This window comes from Myroides sp. WP-1 (genome assembly GCF_014145635.1).
GTDB lineage: Bacteria > Bacteroidota > Bacteroidia > Flavobacteriales > Flavobacteriaceae > Flavobacterium.
Genome location: NZ_JACHTC010000001.1, coordinates 59,970 through 78,672, shown reverse-complemented (window position 1 = coordinate 78,672; position 18,703 = coordinate 59,970). Strand labels below are relative to the sequence as shown.

Sequence of the window (18,703 nt, the reverse complement as noted above, 5' to 3'; positions counted from 1 at the left end):
GCACCGGCTGCAAACCACAAAGGTTTTAATAGAAATGCATTGGCTGAATAATCTGATTGTAAATTATTCTTTCCCTTCTTTGAAATACCATCTAAAACGCGATTAAAAAAATTCATTCCGTTTTTATTTAGTTAGATTATTATTGATGAATTCTATTTCCTTTTTATCAAAACCGTGTTTTCTTTTTATTTTAAATGGTCTTAATGAAGTTCCTTTATAACTAAACCTTGTAATTAACTCTACTTCATTATATTGAGATAAAGCCTCTTTTGTTTTTCTTTCATCTTTTTTAAACTCACTAGAATTATTAACATTATGTGCCTGTGGATAAATATTAATCAAACAATTACTACCACCACACACATGAGGAACGATATGTCCCCCTTGGTCATTATATCGATCTGTACGTTCTCCCCCCGTTTCTTGAGGCACGTCTACTTCACCATCTTTAAAAATTAAGGCATCTGTTTGTATTGAGCTATTTCTACCTTGACCACTAATCGGGTTCTTAATTATAGCCTTGTAAATAGCGATCCTTCCTTGCTTATCCGTTTCAACTGTATTTGTGACGTTACCATCATAAAAAACATAAGTTTTCTTAGACATAAGCTTTGGGTGGTTTAATATTTTACTAACCCCAATGTTTTTAGCATCCTGAGTAAATACTATCGTTGAAAGTGTAATAAAACCTATTTGTTCCTTATCGTAATAAATCTTGTTATTATGCTCATAAATTTTATGATCTAAATTTCTATACTCTTTTTTCCCCTTATGATTAGCGCCTTTCTGGCTACCAACTGCCTCCCTTATATCTTTAAAGTAATCTTCTTTATGCGCTTTTTTCTTTGCCTTATTCACTTTGCTCTTTTTGTTTTTTACATCATTGGTCAACCTTTTAGGTTTATTCGAATTGTATGGGACACTAGATATAATAGACTTAACCCCTGGTAACGAACTAATTAATAAATAGATAATATTGTATAACACGAAAATTAGAAGAAGAAAAAGAAGAAACCATACCAACCACAATAGCCACGTGCCTCCAATCTTTTGGCTTGCTGTCCACTCAGCAAATTGATTTTGATCATAATTAGCAGCAGCTCCATTTAACTCATCAATATCATCAGAGAGAAGAAAAATCCCTCCTTTAAAGTTTTGTTCTCCATACTCTGGTAATAACTTCAATCCGATGACGATTTCTTGTTTATCTTCACCAATTGCCATCAATTCTATCAATTCTATCAAGTTATCGCTAGCTTGTCTAGAATTGAAATATACCTCTACCCCAGGAATTGGATTTCCCAAAGAATCTCCAACCTTGATAAGAGCCTTTGACTGCGAACGAATACTTTCTTCATTGAATTCAATTTCGATCGTTTTGGTTAGGTAAATAGTATCTGTTAAAAACCAACTAGGAGTGTATTCAAGGGATTGTACTAAAAATTCAGGTTTGGAAGGCAAGTAATAGAAAGGTTCATCAAATCGTTTGCTTCCAAAGTCATAGTTTTCTCTTTTCTCTTCGGTTACTGTATTACAACTAACTACTAGTATAACAAAACTTATAAGCCAAAAAACATTTCTCATCGCTATCTCTTTTCTTTAATTGTTACACTTCTAATCCCTCTATTTTGAATCTTTACATTCACCTTTTCTGGAACAATAAACAGCATAGGGTATTTTTCTCGCTCGTAATCTAACGTAAAAGTTAAGTCAACCTCAATGGGTATTTGTTTTAAGGGTACTAGTTCTTCTATTTCTAAAATCAACGATAAATCTTGACTTAAGTGATTGTCTACTCGTTTAATTTTATAATAAGGATTATCGCTTAAGGTAGCTTTTATATTCAGCTGATACGGGAATGGAGTGAACGTATTTTTTTGATACTGTATTTTGATTCGTTTGTTGTTTTTAATATTGGCTTTCCATCCGGAACTAGTGGTTAAAAAAGTAATATTCACATGAGGGGATTTAATAATGTAAAGCTGATTTGTTTCTTTAATAACCTTTTCTAATTCTACATCTTCAGAAGTTTTAGTCAACATAACATAGAAACCATAATAGTAATGATTCATAGCATAGTCGCCCCATCCCTTTAATCGATCATACAATATTTGCTTGTCAGGTCCTGTATTGTGAATTCCATCTGTTAGTAGAAATACATAATTTAGTTTATCTGGATTTACTTCTTCCACCCCTGCTTCCCAGGCATCAGCTATATTGGTGTCTCCTTTTTGAACTTGTATCTGATCAATATACTTTCGTATACTATCCAATTCGTTTATAAAAAAGCTTTTCTTTTCGTGAACTTTATTAGTAAAAGTAAGTAGAACAATCTCTGTTTTAGGCGATTGAACTGCTTCAATAGCATTTAGTAAACTGTGCTTGACATCGGCAAAAATATTCTCTGTTCCGCCTTGTCCCCTTCCTTCCATTGAAGCTGTTACATCAAACAAATAAATTCTCTTTTCTAATTTGTTTACTTGTCCATAGGCCAGCCTACTGCAAAAAAGAGATAGGAAAAGCAAACTGTATAGGGGTAATAATTTCATACGTCTAACTTTTACTTTCTAATTAATTTGTAAACAAAGAGTAAATAGCCACGCCAAAAAGAGCAAGAATCAATACAAGTATACCTCCTAATATCCAAACCATCCACTTGACCATTTTCACTAGAGTAGCTAAACTTTTACTATAATCTTTTAGATAAGCCTCTGCTACATGTAATATAGAACCTCCTGCTATAACTAAATCATCTAACCATCCAGCGACTGGAATAACATCAGGTACTAAATCTATAGGACTTATTCCGTACAACAACCCAAGTGCTCCGACAATTAATGCTCCCTTTTTACTATTCTTTTCTTCCATTAGTATTATATTAAAAATCCAATTTATTATTTAAAAACAAATCCAATCCCCTTCTAAAACCTCAGCTAACCTTCCAAACTTTTGGATTTGTTGCTGTAATTCATAGTTGGGACTCACCCTAATTTTTATGATATATTTTTCAGGTGTATCTGATATAACGGTTTGACTTTGGTGTAGTTTTATACTTTCCACATAAGGCTTCTGACTCGGGTCAAAGGCGATAATTACATCCTGAAGACCATTACCTTTTAAATCAAGACCAACAACTTGACTAAACTGTTTTTTTGCCTCTTTGATTCTATTTTTAAACACCTTTCCTTTGGGTTTTACACTTTGGATTCGATCTATTCCAAAGGCTCTAAAGGTGCCCTTACTGGCAATTTCGGCAATTAAATACCAACGGTTTTGGTATTGTTTGAAGTAGAGTGGATTCACTTCATAATCGACAGGCTCGGATTTAGTATATCCTTGGTGGCTAATTAAGATAGAGTGGTTTTGCATCATAGCATGTTGTAAGGTATTAAAATGAGCTTCACTACCAGAACTCATCCCTTGTTCAAATTCAACGCGTTCGATCATCTCTTTATCATGATCAATATACCCTTGTAAAAGTCCCATTGTTTTAAAATGATGAATCAGTCCCATCAACTTATCTTTGTCAACTTTCGCATCAAAAGAGATCCTTGAGGTGTTGCTTTCTTTGTCATAGGTTACGACAAAACCATATTCTAGCTCCATCTTCTTTCTCAAGCGGTTCCAAGTTTCATAGCTAACCAAATCCGCTTCATCCAAACTGATGGCTTTTCTTATTTCATCTTGTGTACAGGCTTCTTTTCGCTCAAATAGAGCTAATACATGGTATATTCTTAGTAGTTCTTTCATCTTTCATTGTATTACAGTGACAGGGCAAACATAGAAGGGTTGGCTGTCAAAACGCACAAGTCAAAAAAAATTTATTTTAATTCAATTACTTCTATAAAAGCAGGACTACATCCCCCTCCCTTTGAGAAATCAATTCCATAGACCCGCATAAAGGCTTGTTGTACCACTTTTCCATTGTCCATCCAAGGTGGAGAAAAGGATACAAATTCTACGCGCATTCCCTTTTCAAGGTATACTTGTTCATTGGTAAAAGTTTGGATCACCGTTGCTACATATCTAGCCATGCTTTTAAAATTTAGTTCGAAAATAGTATTAGACTATTACTCTTCTTATAAATAAAGGGCAAAGGCCTCTTTTTTTTGAGTAAACTCCAAAAAAAAGGCCTTTGCCCTTTACTATTAGTGTGGACTTTCCTTTTTTATGCAATGTGTACCACCACTACTTTTTTGTTTAATGCCTTAGCCTTATCAATTGAATCTTTCGTTCCTTTAGATTGTCCATCCCAAAAAGCAACCACAGCATCCGCATGAGCAATAATGTCGCTATTTCGCATAAATCCTGCCCGTTTACCAAAGCATTTCCAATCGGGTTTAAACAGTAAGAGTTCCAATTTATGTTCCAAAGCAAAACGTTCACCTACTTGATCTGCTCCTTTAGCTCCCCCAGATACAATATGAGTAAGTACCCACTTTTCTTTTTGAATTAACTCGTGAAGCTGCGTAACAGCAAACTCATAATCTTCAAAACTTCGACTTCCAATAATGGCTAATTTCATACGACTTGTTTAAATTGTTCGAGCCAAAACTACCCTATGACCTGGACAAAAGATGTCTTACTAAAAACAATTTGAAGCGACACATTTTGCCGTTGAGTGAATTTATCTTTACCTAAGAATTTTAAAAAAAAATATATGCCATTCTTATTTATAGAACTTGATGACAAACAACTCAAAAAGGTAAAGCAGATTATATCAGATAATGGACGATTGGATTTAGAAAATGAGACCTTTTCTGGTAGTACTCTTCAGATTGATATGACACCTATGGGCCATGACCTACTGATTCACACCCATATAACAGTTGAATTAGGAGGTGTTTATTTGCATTTAGATCCACCAAAAATAGGTTTCACTCAGAAAAAGAATATATTCAAACAATTTAATGGGTAAATTGTAGTATTAACCTGATATTGTACCTACATAACACTTTCCTAATGGCTAAACGAGATTTTATTAAACGACACTTACTTATTATCGAATTACTTCGAAAAAAACCCAGTACCTATGAAGAAATTCTAAGCTATTTAAATAACAATCAAGACCAAATTGGCTATCAACTAGAGATAAGCCAACGAACCTTACAAAGAGATTTGAAGGAAATTGATTCTATCTGGGGGATTGAGATTAGTTTTAATCGAAGCAAGCAGGCCTATGAAATTGAAAGTGAAGAATACGCAGCAGATGAAACCATTCAACGTACGCTAGAATCTTTTGATCTAATTTCTGCCTTAAAACAAAGTAGAAAAGTTGGCAAAAACATTTTTCTAGAAAAACGAAAATCTTCTGGAAGTGAACACTTCAATGGAATTATTTACGCCATTGACCACAGCCTTATAATTACCTTTGATCATCTTAGCTTCACTAAAGAACCAAGCGCTAGACGCTGCATCCCCAAAGCGATCAAAGAAACACAAAACCGTTTTTATCTGATTGCCTATGATTTGGATGTAAAAGATTTTAGAAACTTTGGTTTAGAACGCGTGGCTAATTTGGTTATCACAACGCAAAAGGAATCAAGTCCTAAAATTAATATTGAAAAGGCTTATCAACATGCCTTTGGCATTGAGCGCTATGAAGAAGCTGAAAAGATCGTATTGCGCTTTGATATGCAACAAAAAGAATATGTAAAATCGCTGCCTTTTCATCATTCACAACGCATTATTTCAGAAGATCAAAACCACTTTATCTTAGAACTTTTTATACATCCTACCCATGATTTCCTACTAGAAATCATGCGCCATGGCCCTATTTGTGAAGTGATTGAGCCAGCTATGCTTAGAGAACAAGTAAGAGACCGAGTAGAATTGCTGGCCAAAATGTATAAAATAGATCATAAAAAATAAGACGACACCCTCTGTCTGCATCAATTATAATCTTTGTACTGAATCAAAAAATACAAGCTTATGAACATAGTTAAAATTACAAATGGCAAACTTGAATTAAGAAAACCCAACGGTTCTTTAATTCGAACAATTAAATCCTCTGGTGTTATTAATGGTGATATCAACCAAGATGGAAGCTTAATTCTTGTTACAACAGACAAAGGTCAAGTAGAACTTCGCAAAGAATCTGGTTCACTTATTCGCACCATTGCATCAACTAATTCAACCAATGCCCGCTTTAGTGGTCAAGATATACTTGTTACAAAAACCAATGGCAAGATAGAAGTAAGAAAAGAATCCGGTTCTTTAATACGCACGATTTAAAGACTAGAAAATGCTGAAATTTTCAAGTTTTCATGATGTTAATGTTTTATTGTTATTAGAAAGATCCGGCTACTTTTAGTCGGATTTTTTTATTTCATTTACTTTTTCACAACGTCATCAACTGTCTAAGTCACCCCGTAATTTTGTATATCAATATTAGACAGCTAAACAACAATTATTCTACTTTTTTATTTTTACTAGAAATTTAACCAAAAAAACAAATAATGAATCAACTCGATTACATTACTAGACAATTATCAAGAGCACAAAAAAAGAGATTTGAAAATTACGTGGTAACCCGAATTTGGCACCTTTTAAATGACCTTGAATTAAAATTCACAACCCAGCAATATGTCAGTAGACCTGAGGAAATAGCTTTAACAGACATGTACTTTCCGCAGTTAGGAATTCATATTGAAGTAGATGAACCTCATCACAAAAACCAAATAAACAGAGATGAAATACGCGAACTTGATATCATCAATGCTACGGGACATCAAGTCTATAGAATAGATGTATCACAAGATTTAATTACTATTAATCACCGTATTGATGAAGTGATTCAAATCATCATTACTGATAAAAAAAATAACTTAAATTTTAAACCTTGGGACTTTGAAGCGGATTATAGCTCACATACTTATATTGATAAAGGCTTTATCGACTTAACCGATGACTGTGCTTTTAGAACGATGGTAGACGCTGCGAATTGCTTTGGTCATACGTATAAGCCCAAAGGAATTTGGAAAGGTGGTGTCAGACATCCGAAAGAAGAGGATACTTCCATCTGGTTTCCAAAACTATATGAAAACAATGGATGGAATAATACCATATCAGATGACGAAGACCTGATTACAGAAATCTCATTAAATCAAGAAAAGATTATTTCTCATATTGAGCGTATTCTAGCTGAAAATAGGTATAAGCGAATTGTATTTGCACGAGTAAAAAGCCCGTTAGGAGATATTATGTATCGCTTCAAGGGAGTATATGAATTAGATTTAAAGGCATCAAATAAAGAAAATGGACTAGTTTGGCGCAGAATTTCAAAGCAAGTCAAAACCTATTCTAATGCGCTTTTTGATTGATTTGAATAAGAAAAGAATATAGCGGACACAGTTTGACGCCTTGTTATGATAGTTTTACTGAAAAATACTCGAATTATGAAATTAGCTATTATTGGCAGTAGAAAATTTACAGATTTTCAGCTACTAAATAAAACAGTAACAACCTATTGTAAATTACATCACATTGTACCAATCACTATTGTTTCAGGTGGAGCAAAAGGAGCTGATACACTAGCTGAACAATTTGCAAAGGTGCATAATTTAGAAATGAAAATATTTTATCCTGATTGGGAACTCTTAGGAAGACAAGCATGTTCTGCGCGCAACACACAAATTGTCGCTTATGCTGATCTGATTTTTGCTTTTTGGAATGGTAGTTCTCCTGGAACAAAAGACAGCATGACCAAGGCTGAACAAATGAATAAAAAACTAATAATCATAAACTATACTAACTTATGATTGTAATATTGACTTGCTAACTTAACGTAAAATAAAATAGGTAGATTGTCCAATGCTATTGCACACATTTGTATTTATTTTTGAAATAGTTCTAAATCAAATCACGCCTTTATGGAATTCGAAATAAAATTGTGTTAACATTCCCTTTGACGTAACGTAAATCCATACACTCTCATTATTCTACATCTGACGAAAATTTTTATTATTTTTAGATTAATCTTTCCTATGTTTGCCCCGTTGATTTTAACTTTATTTCACAAAACAATCGAATAGCATAGTTTGTTTAAAAATAAAGCTTCGTAAATTCATAAATTCATTAACATTATTAAATAATAGCGTATTCCTATCATTCAATAAGTAAGCTTGATTATACGCTAGACAAATATTTTTTTTAGATGAAACAATTTTTACTCTATTTTACACTTCTTGTATTTGGTGCTCCTACAATTTATGCGCAAAAATTAACCTTAAATGATTTAGCAACACTATGTAATAAAAGAAATTGGGAAGAAGTTAATCAAGCGCTTCTCAACAGAAAGTGGACGTACTATGATTCTGAAAAAGGAAGCGCATACAACTACAACACCATTGCTTGGTCATACAATAAAGACTATTATAGCGATAAAGCAGAAGCTTGGCTTTATTTATACACCGATGAAGGTTATCCGAATAAAATATCTTATTCCATTTTTAATAAGGAATCTTATAGCGTTATCCAGAACTCTATTAGTTCAGCTGGCTATAAACTCATAAATAGTGAAATTGAAAATAATCAAATAATTTCTACCTATGCAAATTCAAATTTCACCCTTCAAGTTTCGACTGAAAAACGAAAAGACGAAGATTGGCTTGATAGAAGTTTAACAGCATATAAGATTATACTAATCAAAAAAGGCGGTGCTTATGATAACGACAATGGCAAAAAAAGAGACTACTATGCTGATGGAACTCTTCAATCAGAATATATTTTAGCCCATGGCAAGTTGAATGGCAACTTTAAAGTGTACTATGAAAACGGAAATTTAAAAAAATCTGGAAATTTCAATAACGGAATTGAAAATGGGTTGATTAAAGAGTATGACGAGGAAGGAAATCTTGAAGCTGAAACAACCATGATTAACGGAAAAAAAAATGGAGCACTAAAAATCTACAACCAAGATAAATTATCCTATGTAAGTACATATAAAAACGATATTCAAAACGGCACCTATTCAAGTTATTCCTATAGTCCAGAAACGGGTAGCTTACAATTAAAACTAACTGGGGAGTTTCTGAATGACGAGAAAAATGGAGCTTGGAAATTACTTTTTTTTGAAGAAAATAAAAAAGAAAGAGTACTAAAACTGGAGCATTATACCCATGGAATTAAAAATGGATCCTTTCAAGATATCCAAGGAGACAGCTTAATCATAGGTGAGTATAAAAACGATAAACTTCATGGTGCTTATAAAATTTATCTCGATGTAAATAGAATGCTTCTTGGAGGAGTCATTCGAACAGATACCCTCCAATTGACCTTAATGAGTCAAGGAAATTATTTAAATGGAGAGAAATATGGAAAATGGAAAACTTATGACATCACTAAAGCTTTAAGAAGTGAAGGAATGTACAATCACGATTTGCAAACTGGTGAATGGAAGTACTATTATACAAAGTACAGCGATGCTAATGGCGTAGCCAAACCTTATTCAAATGAACTGTACCTCAAAGCAAACTTTGTCAACGGAGAATTAGATGGGAAATCTGTTAGATATTCCTATCTTAATCAAGAAAAAACACCTTGCGATGAAGAAGGTGAAGACACAGATTTAGAAGATTGTAGTCGATATGTATATCAAAAAGTACTAGAAAACTCTACTTTTAAACAAGGCAAACTAGATGGTTTATTTGAGGTTAAGGATTCGCTTAATCAAATGATGGCAAAAGGTCTTTTTAAAAATGATCTAAAAGAAGGTGAATGGTTACACCGATATGTTGATCATGATGAATATGGAACACCTTATTTTACATACGAAAAAGGAAATTATGAAAAAGGGTTAAAGGAAGGAAAATGGATTCAATATCAAGTAGAAGGAAAAGTAGATAAGACTTTCAATTACAAAAATGATCAATTACATGGCGATCTTTGGATATGGAATGCAAATAATAAACCAATAGAAAAAATGCTGTTTAATCATGGGGATTTAACTGAATTAATCACCTATGATAAACTAAGTTCAACGATCAGAAACAAATACGAGATTTATAATTTAAAGTCTGATAGCTATAAATGTAAGAAAACAGAATACTATGACAACAATACGTATGCTTCACAAGAATATAGAGTAACTATAGAAAACGAAATTAATCCTTATTCTTTTGAATATAATTTTATTCTATCCACTAGAGATAATTCAAATGAAACAGGATATAAAGACGGACAATTTGTTTTATATAATTCAAAGAATAACCCTGAAATCATTGGAGACTTTTTTAAAAAAAATAAGACAGGTAATTGGACTTATTATTACTATGATCAAGAAGTAAAAATAGAGGCTAATTATGATGATAATATCTTAAAAGATGAAAAATACTTGACACTAAATGGATCTTTATATTCTGGTAATTTTGTGTTTCAAGAGAAAGGAAATGATTTGAAAGAAGAACGCAAAATAAAAGATGGTGTACGTCATGGTAGAACTGTTTACTTGGACACAAAAACAAATACAATAATTAAAAAAGAAAACTACAAAAATGGCGTACTGAAGTAGGTCTTGTAACATTTTTTATATAAAAAACAGAGGAATTCTAAGCTACTTATCTCACGAATTCTTTATTAAACAACTTTTTTAGATGAGTCTCTATTATTAGACCCTAGTATAATTAATCCTTTTATATTGAAAGATAGTCCTGTATAACAAAGTTTTCCAAAAACAATTACCCAATTACCAATTCCTCACCAAACTCCCCCATTCCCTCCGATAAAACTGTTAAAATCATTCAGTTGATTTTCGTTTGAATTACTTTGAAAAAAGTGTGGTACAAAAACATGCAAATTGATGATGAACCCCTATGAATGCTAGGATGTGATTTATTGTATCGCGAGGTATAACATTTTACTTCAGCGAAACGATTAAAAAAACAGATGAATACGCTCCTATTCTATGATAACGCTTTCCTCCTTTTGCTAGTGTATAGCTTATTATCATTCAAAAATACTAATGACTAATAAGGAAATATATAAAAAGTAGTTAGAGATTGTATTAGGCGTCAAACATGCTTATTTACAGCAATAAAATTTAGTTATCTTTAGGTCGATCGCTCCTCTAATAAATCTTTCCAACTATTAAATCCTTTATTTTCAATAAAATAATTATGAACAATTCTTGAAAAACTAACAAGATTCGTATCTAGATAAATACCTTTAAACTTATCTAAGTGGAAGGATCACGACCTTACAATCGCTTTCAAAAATTAAAAATCTTCAACAATTAATTATCATTCAACTGTTGATCAATTGTAAAACGAGCCATTTTATGTTTTACATTTTTTCTACTTCTGATCTTTGCTTAATTAGCATCATAAAACATGCAGTCCAAAACGCTTGGAATCAACTAATCCAGGTTGCTTAAAATGTAATCCATTTTTACAACAATAATCATAAATTCTATCACTTTCAGATGAGTTTTTAAATGTTATATAGGCCACTTCTAAAGATTTTATTTCCTTTAATCGTTCAATAAAAATAGTTGCGTCTATATTTTCAAGTTCGTCTTTTAGAGACAGCTATAGCATTTAGGTATACAGTATCACTAAGGCTATTTTGAGTTTTTTTTAAATGCGCTTGGTATAGTCTATTGGTGTGAATTGAATTTGTTTAGTTTTCTCTGTGTTTGTTTAATTAATAGAGTTAAATTAAACTGCTTTTCAATTTTACGACAAATTTTCATAGACTTTGTATAATCGTATTTATAATCTACTTTCCTTTCAGATCTAAGCGGTTATATACTATTCCTCTTTTTAATTACAGAACTAGTAAAAACAAAATTACTCAACGGAGAAGAACACGTAGATGTTATTGTTATAGGATAATTCACCTCTAGACTACATTTACTCTTCTATCACTTTTATCAATTTTCAAATTCATCACCTATCAAGAGTTCTTCTATTAAATCTAGTTTTTTTTAACTACCTTTGTTCTTATAGTTGTTCTGTGTAAAATTTAATTATTTTACACAAAGTGTTATTTCATTCTCAAATAAATATAGATAATTTTCTTCGTCACTATTCCAAATATCTATTACTATTTCTTTACTTTGTTGTCTATACCTTTATTCAAAGGTCTCCAGGTAATCCATTAAGGAGTAATATCGATTGATCTTTGCACAATTGCAACCTATGTAACAAATTCATTTTCAGTAATTAAATGAAATATTATAAGTAAGCCCAAGTTACTCATTTTACATATGGTATTCTTTATTCACATTAAAGTGGTTTCTCTTTTGGTTTTACTATAACTATTACGAGTACCTAAAGTTTCTAGTTGTTTTTTCACATTTTTCAAAGTAAAGTAAATATTCTTCTTATGAATTTTTTGGTCACTTGATTGTAGGCGTGAATAAATTAGCTCTATACAGCAACTTTTTTGTAAGCTATCAATACTTTTAGCACAATATTTTATTACTGACTCACTTCGGCTCTGTTTGATATGACTCTCTATTGTTTTGTGAATATGTTGAATTTTATTTTTAACTTAACTTTCTTCTTCTTTAGAGAACCAATCCATACAAAAGTGTATCAATTAGAGACTAATCCCATTTGTTCCATCTATATATTGAGCTTGTAAGCTAACATATTATTCTTGTAACAAAAGAACAACATTAGCAAAAAACTGATAGATCTGACCTTTTAATCTCTTACCTCAAGATAATTAATAACGTGATGATCAGGTAAACTATTTCCAGATAACCATTTAAAAAACATCACTCTAAAGAGTGCACTAAATATTATGAAAAGCATGAGTATTATTGCAATAAGTATTGATTAAGATTTAATTATAATATGCAGATGATATTTAAAAAAACTCAGGAAATAAACTTGATGATTTTAAACTCTCAAATTTGAAAATTATATTTCTTTTACTTACTATTCAAACCAGACAATGAAGATAACTATTTTTAAAAACAAACTCACCCCGCCTTTTGGCAGGGTGAGTTTGTTTTTTCAGACTTTCTAAATAGTCTTTTTTGAATCAAAATCACTGTTAAGTTTTAAATCCTACAGTAGGATTCTTAGAAAAAAATTGCTCTACAAATACTAATATTCTGTTTTATTGTTCTAAAAAATATTAACTCATTATTAGTCCCCACTATATTTTGAATTAAATTTTAATATAAAATCAGTAAAAGTAAAACTTGTTTGTTGTATGATCGTAATACAAAAATATAAAATAATCCAATAGAATACAAATAAAAATACATCAACCATCTTGTATTTAAAAAAAACTAATAAATATCACAATTATTCACTTAAACCAACATCTAAATAGCATGTTTTAACTATTTTATTTAACCAAAAGAGTCAAACATATTCATTATCATTACTCAATACTAAATATAATTTATTATATACAATGTATTTCTTTAACTTTACTTACTTGTTTAAATAAGCCTAGGAAACTTGGGATATAAAAATATAGTTTTTAAATCACATCTTGTTATGTTATTCACCAACGATAAAATTAAATGTATTAATGCAAATAGATTTTAAATACAGAATTTAACTTAACTCAGTTATGAGTATAAGTTATGCAATATGTATTAATTCATGTTATAAACATAATATTAATTCTGTTGATAACATGCCCCCTGATGTCAAGAACTTGTATCTATTTTTAAAAGATAATAGAACAAATGAATTAAAACATATTGACATTATTGATAGGAGAATTAAAAAATTCATACAGCTAAAGTATCAAAATAATATTTTCATTAAACTAACTAAAATGTATTAGAAAATACAAATTTTATTTTAAAGTTTTCAAGAAAAAGCTGTATCAGTTGAATACTAAGCTTTTATAAAAATTATCAAAATAATCAGGTAACGATTTGATAACGGCGATTATTGCTTTTATTTTCAACACATTTCCGTTAGCTCGTAGCAAATATACAAAATTTAATGAATATGATATAGCGTTTTGTTTTTCATCTATTTGAGCAATGATGTCTTTGAAAATTTATATCGAATTTCCTGAACATTTGCATGACTCAAAATCATCAAAATGAAAAATAATAGTTATCGGGTCATATCAATTTTAGTTCTCTAACATTCCCCATCCACTCATCATAATACCTAAAGCTTTAAACCCCCAATTGATATCATCTTGTGTATAAACCGGAATAGTGGTTCTACTTGTTAAATCGTCTGCTGTAAGTTTTATTTCTTTAATTTCCTTAGGCTTCATTACCAAGGTTGGGGTTTCATTATTCAAATAATAAATATCTAAACGTAAAATTCCCTGATCTTCTTCTAAATAAAACGGATGTGCAAAATTAATAACGTTATTAAACAATGGCGAAGTATAAACAACTAATTTTTGTAATTGCATTGGTGCATTTTCATCTTTTATTTTTGGGGTATAAACAACTACATCGCATTCATAACCTAAAATAGTTTGTTTGTCGTTTTTTATTTCCCTATTAAACTGACTAAAATCTACATTGTTTATTGCTCCAGACCCTTTGTTTTCAGAAGGTTTATAAGAGGAATATATTTTTTTGTCTTGTTCAATAATTTTATCGGTTTGGGCCAACGTTTCCAAGTAAAGACTTGCTTGATCCTGAGATTTATTATAATAATTATCCATTGTCCATCCAAAACCACGAACTTTCCCTAATACTTCATCATTTTTAATGTTATAAGTACATTCCGCAATATTTAACGTTACCGCCCAAGCTGCTAATGGATTTTGGTTTCCCATATTCGCTATCAAATCAAAAATTGTTTTTACATCTGCATCGTGGGCTAGTAACTGCTCGTATTGTTCTTTTGTATTAGCTTTAGAGAAATCTATCTTTCCTATAAGTTTCCCCAAGTCAATGTCGTTACTAAAAATTCCCATTTCAACGGAACCTTCTGTGAACGGTGTGTTAATAATTTCACTGTTGTTATCTGGTAATTTGTTTTCGTCTGAAGAATTACAACTAAACAAAATAAATACGGATAATAAACTGCTTATAATATTTTTTTTCATTCTTGATTTATTAAAAAAGCTGTTTCCCCTTTTTCAAGAAACAGCTTTTTATTGTTACTTACTTTTTCACCAATTCAACTCGACGATTTTTAGCTTTATTTTCGTCCGAATTGTTGATTACCAAAGGTTTTTCAGAACCGAAACCTATAGCTGATAATCGAGCTTTATCAATTCCGCCTGTGATTAAAACATTCATCACCGAATTTGCACGATCATTCGATAATTTTTTGTTATGAACAGCATCACCTGTATTGTCGGTATGACCTTCGATCGAAATGTTTAAGTTTTTATCTTTTTGAAGTGCTTCTGCAATTTGTGTGACCACTTCTTTTCCTTCAGCCGTAATATTAGACTTATCTACATCGAAATTGATGTATAAAATCGATTTCCCTTTTTCAGTCAAATCCTTCGCAATATCATCTGCACTAACTTTGGTTATGGTTTGTTTAAAAGCTTCTTCCTGTACAATATTTAATTTTCCTCCTGCATTATTAGATGTGAACTGGATATAAATATTTCCTTTTTCTTTACTTCGAATAACAAAAAACTTGATGTTTTGATTCCAATAGCCCATATCTCCAGAACCACCTTTATTCGGGTCTTGTTCGTTATAACGTTCGTATTCTTCTTTGGTGATTTCACCATCAAAAACTTTAACCGCTCCTACGGAAAGCAAATAATCTTCCATACTTTTTTCAAAATATCGTTGCGAATATTCTTCACCGCGAACTGCACCAACATTTGCCTTATATAATTTACCTTCAAAAGGAGTCATGACACCATTGATTGGAAAGAAACAAATATCAAATTTTCTTTCTATAGCACCTTTATGAGCTTCTAATCCTTCTGGAAGATTGATAAAAGGAAAATCACCTATATCGGCAGTAGAAAACGCAACATCTTCTATATTGAAATCGGCAGCGGGATTCGCTTCTTCTGTTTTAACTTCGTTTGCTTCAACGGTAACTTCTGTGGAATCTTCTGTACCTTCCTGCTGTTTTGCAGATTGATTACAGGAAACTATCAAAGCTGATAGTCCAAAAATAAGAGCTGTTTTTTTCATTTTTTTTATATGTTTTTGATAGGCTAAAGATAAACGTTTTACTTGCTAAAAAAGCATTTAATCTATTGTTTTACGCCATCAAACTCAAAATAAACATCTGTTGCGGACTGTTCATCTGTATTAACACTAATGTTTTTATTAGAACCATAATAGTGAAAAATACCTTCTAAACTACCTGTTAAGGAAACAATGTCCTGTGTGTTCTCGCCAAAACAAGCACAAGTTTCTACAGTGAAAGTTTTAGGCGTTACATAAGAATATTCTTCACCTGATTTTGCGGTAATTTTTAATTTATTAGTTCCTTCTTTTGTAACGATAACAATAGCATCGAACCATTCATACGCACCATTTCTATCACTTGTGCTTAACTTTCCTTTATACGTTCCCACAGCAGCATCAATAGTGCCTTCTGCTGGTTGTTCGTATCCGTCATTATCATCATTTTTACTACAACTTGTAGCAACTGTTCCAAATGTCAATGTGGCTAATGTGGCTAATATGCCTAAAAACGCAATTTTTGTGTTTACTTTTTTCATAAAATTTTATTTTATTGTGAGATACAAAGGTCTGCAAAACGTGAAATCGGGACAATCATTGAAAACCTTGATTTTTTATCTAATGGTTTACCATGATTTTCTCACTATAGTAAAAAAGCAATACTTTTTATTTGGATATTTGTAATTTAATAACAAACCAATGTTCAAAAATATTTCATCTATACTATTTGTTTTTTTATATATTAATATATTACAGGCACAGCAACTTGTTCCTTTGGACGAAATAAAGTACGTAACACAAATCCAGCATAAAATTGAAAATGATATAAATGACAGTGTTCGTTTACATAATTATTTGTTGCTTTCAGAATATTGGTCTCAAACAGATAGTCTAAAAAGTAGACAGGCACTAAATGCTGTATTATCCTCCCAAAAAAAGACTTTGACTGAAGGTGTTTTAGCTTACTATCAAGCTGTATTTTATTCACATCAAGGCAATAAAACCACTGCACTAAAGCATTATGAAAGTGCAATAAATTCTTTAGAAAAAGATCCTACAAATATAGATTTATTGATAAAATCATTATATAATAATGCTTACATACAAGTGGAAGACAAGGGATATGATTTTATGGTAAAGACACTGACTGAACAATGTATTCCGTTAAGCGAAAAAAGCAAAAACAAAAAACTTTTGGCGTACAGCTATACACAATTGGGTTTAACTTTTATGTCGGTAGGACAGTTCGAAACAGCAGAAGAGTATCATAAAAAAGCGTTAGAACAGCTGGATGAAATCCCACAGTTAAATACAATTCACCTGATAACGTATCTCAATTTAGTAAGTAACTATTGTTATAAACCAGATAGTAAATCGGCTGAGATATATCTTAAACAAGCAAAAAAACTTATTGAGCACTATCCAAATTCGCAGCATTATTCAAATTATTACTATCAAGAAGCTATGTATTATACGACAGTTCAAGATTTTGAAAAAGCGTTAGTGAGCTTAGAAAAGGGAGCAAAATTGGCAAAAGAAAGAAAACAAAGTAAACTTTTGCACATGCTGTATTTTAGAATGTATAACGTTTATCTCATGCAGAAAGATTATCATAAAGCTAAGTTGCAGTTAGAGCATATCTTACAAGAAAATATTTTAAGTAGAGAAGATGTAAATCGCAAAATTACCTATACGCAACTGGCTGCTGTAAACGATGTATTGGGAAATCATAAAGAAGCTTATAATTGGATGAAGAAATCGAGTGCGCTAAGTGATAGTTTACAACAACAAAAATTATTGGAGAAGATGAACGAGCTTGAGATTGAACATCAAACTGCTGATAAAAAACAAACGATAGCTCAATTAAAAAAAGAAAATGAACTAATTGCAAAAAATAAAAATCTACGGATTAGCATCTTAGGAATAGCTTTGAGCTTAAGTTTGATTATTACATTTTTAATTTATCTTACCTATAAGAATCAAAAGAAATTAAACGCTCAAATCAGCATCAGTCACCAGCAAGATCTTTTACATATTGAAAGCGAACGAAAATACGAAGCGACAAAAGCTGTTTTGCGTGGCGAAGAACAAGAGCGTCAACGAATAGCTCAAGATTTGCACGATAGTATGGGCGGAATGCTTGCGAATATTCGCATGTCAATCTCTCAAGAAAATGCTCCAAATTCAGAAGATTTATTACAAAATATAGATAAGTCTATTGTAGAAATGCGTCGTATTGCCAGAAATCTAATGCCTGAAACATTAAAAAACCTTGGATTGGAAATTGCACTGAAAGAACTTTGCGAATCCTTATCACAAAAACAATTTCACATTCAGTTTGAAGCTTTTGGTGTAACAGACAACATCCCATTTAAAATACAATTATCATTATACCGCATTGTTCAGGAAAGCATCAGTAACGTTATCAAATACGCACAGGCAAACAATGTAATTGTTCAAATTAGTCAACATGAAAATACAATAAATCTAACGATTGAAGATGACGGAATTGGTTTTGACACATCTAAAGTAGTTTATGGTTTAGGAATAAAAAATATTAAAAGTCGTACAGCGTTAATGAACGGAACAGTAGAAATTTTATCGGAAAAAGGAAAAGGAACTACCATAAATGTAGAATGCTATGTATAAAAA

At 31.3% G+C, this 18,703-nt stretch carries 16 protein-coding genes; 7 read left to right on the top strand and 9 right to left on the bottom strand.

The window, feature by feature from the left end:
• Window positions 1-123 precede the first annotated feature (123 nt).
• From H4K33_RS00370 to H4K33_RS00345, 6 genes are all read right to left on the bottom strand, one after another.
• Entirely contained in the window at window positions 124-1,584 is a 1,461-nt protein-coding gene (locus H4K33_RS00370; protein ID WP_182646525.1) for a DNA/RNA non-specific endonuclease, read from the bottom strand.
• 2 nt (window positions 1,585-1,586) lie between these two features.
• Window positions 1,587-2,549, bottom strand: coding sequence for a vWA domain-containing protein (locus tag H4K33_RS00365; RefSeq protein WP_182646524.1), 963 nt, complete (start codon window positions 2,547-2,549; stop codon window positions 1,587-1,589).
• Between the two features lie 22 nt (window positions 2,550-2,571).
• Window positions 2,572-2,868, bottom strand: a complete 297-nt coding sequence (locus H4K33_RS00360; protein WP_182646523.1) for a YkvA family protein — start codon at window positions 2,866-2,868, stop codon at window positions 2,572-2,574.
• Window positions 2,869-2,898: 30 nt separating this feature from the next.
• Window positions 2,899-3,750 carry a YafY family protein gene (locus H4K33_RS00355; protein ID WP_182646522.1) on the bottom strand — a complete coding sequence of 284 codons (852 nt, stop codon included), beginning with the start codon at window positions 3,748-3,750 and terminating at the stop codon, window positions 2,899-2,901.
• 71 nt (window positions 3,751-3,821) lie between these two features.
• Window positions 3,822-4,034, bottom strand: coding sequence for a DUF6140 family protein (locus H4K33_RS00350; protein WP_182646521.1), 213 nt, complete (start codon window positions 4,032-4,034; stop codon window positions 3,822-3,824).
• Window positions 4,035-4,168: 134 nt separating this feature from the next.
• A complete protein-coding gene (locus H4K33_RS00345; RefSeq protein WP_182646520.1) occupies window positions 4,169-4,525 on the bottom strand; it encodes an SLOG family protein in 357 nt (118 codons plus the stop codon).
• A 135-nt stretch (window positions 4,526-4,660) separates the two neighbouring features.
• On the opposite strand from H4K33_RS00345, the gene H4K33_RS00340 reads away from it, so the two are divergent.
• From H4K33_RS00340 to H4K33_RS00315, 6 genes are all read left to right on the top strand, one after another.
• Window positions 4,661-4,918 (top strand): hypothetical protein, encoded by a 258-nt coding sequence (locus H4K33_RS00340; RefSeq protein WP_182646519.1) that lies wholly within the window; start codon window positions 4,661-4,663, stop codon window positions 4,916-4,918.
• A gap of 44 nt (window positions 4,919-4,962) precedes the next feature.
• Window positions 4,963-5,871: a YafY family protein gene (locus H4K33_RS00335; protein ID WP_182646518.1), complete on the top strand. Its 909-nt coding sequence runs from the start codon at window positions 4,963-4,965 to the stop codon at window positions 5,869-5,871.
• Between the two features lie 60 nt (window positions 5,872-5,931).
• A complete protein-coding gene (locus H4K33_RS00330) occupies window positions 5,932-6,234 on the top strand; it encodes a hypothetical protein (RefSeq protein WP_182646517.1) in 303 nt (100 codons plus the stop codon).
• Between the two features lie 224 nt (window positions 6,235-6,458).
• Window positions 6,459-7,322, top strand: coding sequence for an AbaSI family restriction endonuclease (locus H4K33_RS00325; RefSeq protein WP_182646516.1), 864 nt, complete (start codon window positions 6,459-6,461; stop codon window positions 7,320-7,322).
• 75 nt (window positions 7,323-7,397) lie between these two features.
• Window positions 7,398-7,760, top strand: coding sequence for a DUF2493 domain-containing protein (locus H4K33_RS00320; RefSeq protein WP_182646515.1), 363 nt, complete (start codon window positions 7,398-7,400; stop codon window positions 7,758-7,760).
• Between the two features lie 395 nt (window positions 7,761-8,155).
• The gene (locus H4K33_RS00315; protein ID WP_182646514.1) at window positions 8,156-10,510 is read left to right on the top strand and encodes a toxin-antitoxin system YwqK family antitoxin; all 2,355 of its coding nucleotides are present in this window, start codon (window positions 8,156-8,158) and stop codon (window positions 10,508-10,510) included.
• Window positions 10,511-14,052: 3,542 nt separating this feature from the next.
• Here H4K33_RS00315 and H4K33_RS00310 read toward each other — a convergent pair.
• The 3 genes from H4K33_RS00310 to H4K33_RS00300 all read right to left on the bottom strand — a co-directional run bounded on the left by H4K33_RS00310 (window position 14,053) and on the right by H4K33_RS00300 (window position 16,590).
• Complete coding sequence (locus H4K33_RS00310) at window positions 14,053-14,991, bottom strand: hypothetical protein (protein WP_182646513.1); 939 nt, start codon at window positions 14,989-14,991, stop codon at window positions 14,053-14,055.
• Window positions 14,992-15,049: 58 nt separating this feature from the next.
• Window positions 15,050-16,054 carry an OmpA family protein gene (locus H4K33_RS00305; protein ID WP_182646512.1) on the bottom strand — a complete coding sequence of 335 codons (1,005 nt, stop codon included), beginning with the start codon at window positions 16,052-16,054 and terminating at the stop codon, window positions 15,050-15,052.
• 62 nt (window positions 16,055-16,116) lie between these two features.
• Window positions 16,117-16,590 (bottom strand): hypothetical protein, encoded by a 474-nt coding sequence (locus H4K33_RS00300; RefSeq protein ID WP_182646511.1) that lies wholly within the window; start codon window positions 16,588-16,590, stop codon window positions 16,117-16,119.
• 160 nt (window positions 16,591-16,750) lie between these two features.
• Here H4K33_RS00300 and H4K33_RS00295 point away from each other — a divergent pair, with 160 nt between their 5' ends.
• Window positions 16,751-18,700 carry an ATP-binding protein gene (locus tag H4K33_RS00295; RefSeq protein ID WP_182646510.1) on the top strand — a complete coding sequence of 650 codons (1,950 nt, stop codon included), beginning with the start codon at window positions 16,751-16,753 and terminating at the stop codon, window positions 18,698-18,700.
• The last annotated feature ends 3 nt before the right edge of the window (window positions 18,701-18,703 follow it).

Bases quoted from the DNA above. Each gene is read 5' to 3' on its own strand.
- H4K33_RS00305 (WP_182646512.1), bottom strand. From the start codon at position 16,054: ATGAAAAAAACAGCTCTTATTTTTGGACTATCAGCTTTGATAGTTTCC.
- H4K33_RS00340 (WP_182646519.1), top strand. From the start codon at position 4,661: ATGCCATTCTTATTTATAGAACTTGATGACAAACAACTCAAAAAGGTA.
- H4K33_RS00295 (WP_182646510.1), top strand. From the start codon at position 16,751: ATGTTCAAAAATATTTCATCTATACTATTTGTTTTTTTATATATTAAT.
- H4K33_RS00345 (WP_182646520.1), bottom strand. From the start codon at position 4,525: ATGAAATTAGCCATTATTGGAAGTCGAAGTTTTGAAGATTATGAGTTT.
- H4K33_RS00335 (WP_182646518.1), top strand. From the start codon at position 4,963: ATGGCTAAACGAGATTTTATTAAACGACACTTACTTATTATCGAATTA.
- H4K33_RS00355 (WP_182646522.1), bottom strand. From the start codon at position 3,750: ATGAAAGAACTACTAAGAATATACCATGTATTAGCTCTATTTGAGCGA.
- H4K33_RS00365 (WP_182646524.1), bottom strand. From the start codon at position 2,549: ATGAAATTATTACCCCTATACAGTTTGCTTTTCCTATCTCTTTTTTGC.
- H4K33_RS00320 (WP_182646515.1), top strand. From the start codon at position 7,398: ATGAAATTAGCTATTATTGGCAGTAGAAAATTTACAGATTTTCAGCTA.
- H4K33_RS00315 (WP_182646514.1), top strand. From the start codon at position 8,156: ATGAAACAATTTTTACTCTATTTTACACTTCTTGTATTTGGTGCTCCT.
- H4K33_RS00310 (WP_182646513.1), bottom strand. From the start codon at position 14,991: ATGAAAAAAAATATTATAAGCAGTTTATTATCCGTATTTATTTTGTTT.
- H4K33_RS00325 (WP_182646516.1), top strand. From the start codon at position 6,459: ATGAATCAACTCGATTACATTACTAGACAATTATCAAGAGCACAAAAA.
- H4K33_RS00300 (WP_182646511.1), bottom strand. From the start codon at position 16,590: ATGAAAAAAGTAAACACAAAAATTGCGTTTTTAGGCATATTAGCCACA.
- H4K33_RS00350 (WP_182646521.1), bottom strand. From the start codon at position 4,034: ATGGCTAGATATGTAGCAACGGTGATCCAAACTTTTACCAATGAACAA.
- H4K33_RS00370 (WP_182646525.1), bottom strand. From the start codon at position 1,584: ATGAGAAATGTTTTTTGGCTTATAAGTTTTGTTATACTAGTAGTTAGT.
- H4K33_RS00360 (WP_182646523.1), bottom strand. From the start codon at position 2,868: ATGGAAGAAAAGAATAGTAAAAAGGGAGCATTAATTGTCGGAGCACTT.
- H4K33_RS00330 (WP_182646517.1), top strand. From the start codon at position 5,932: ATGAACATAGTTAAAATTACAAATGGCAAACTTGAATTAAGAAAACCC.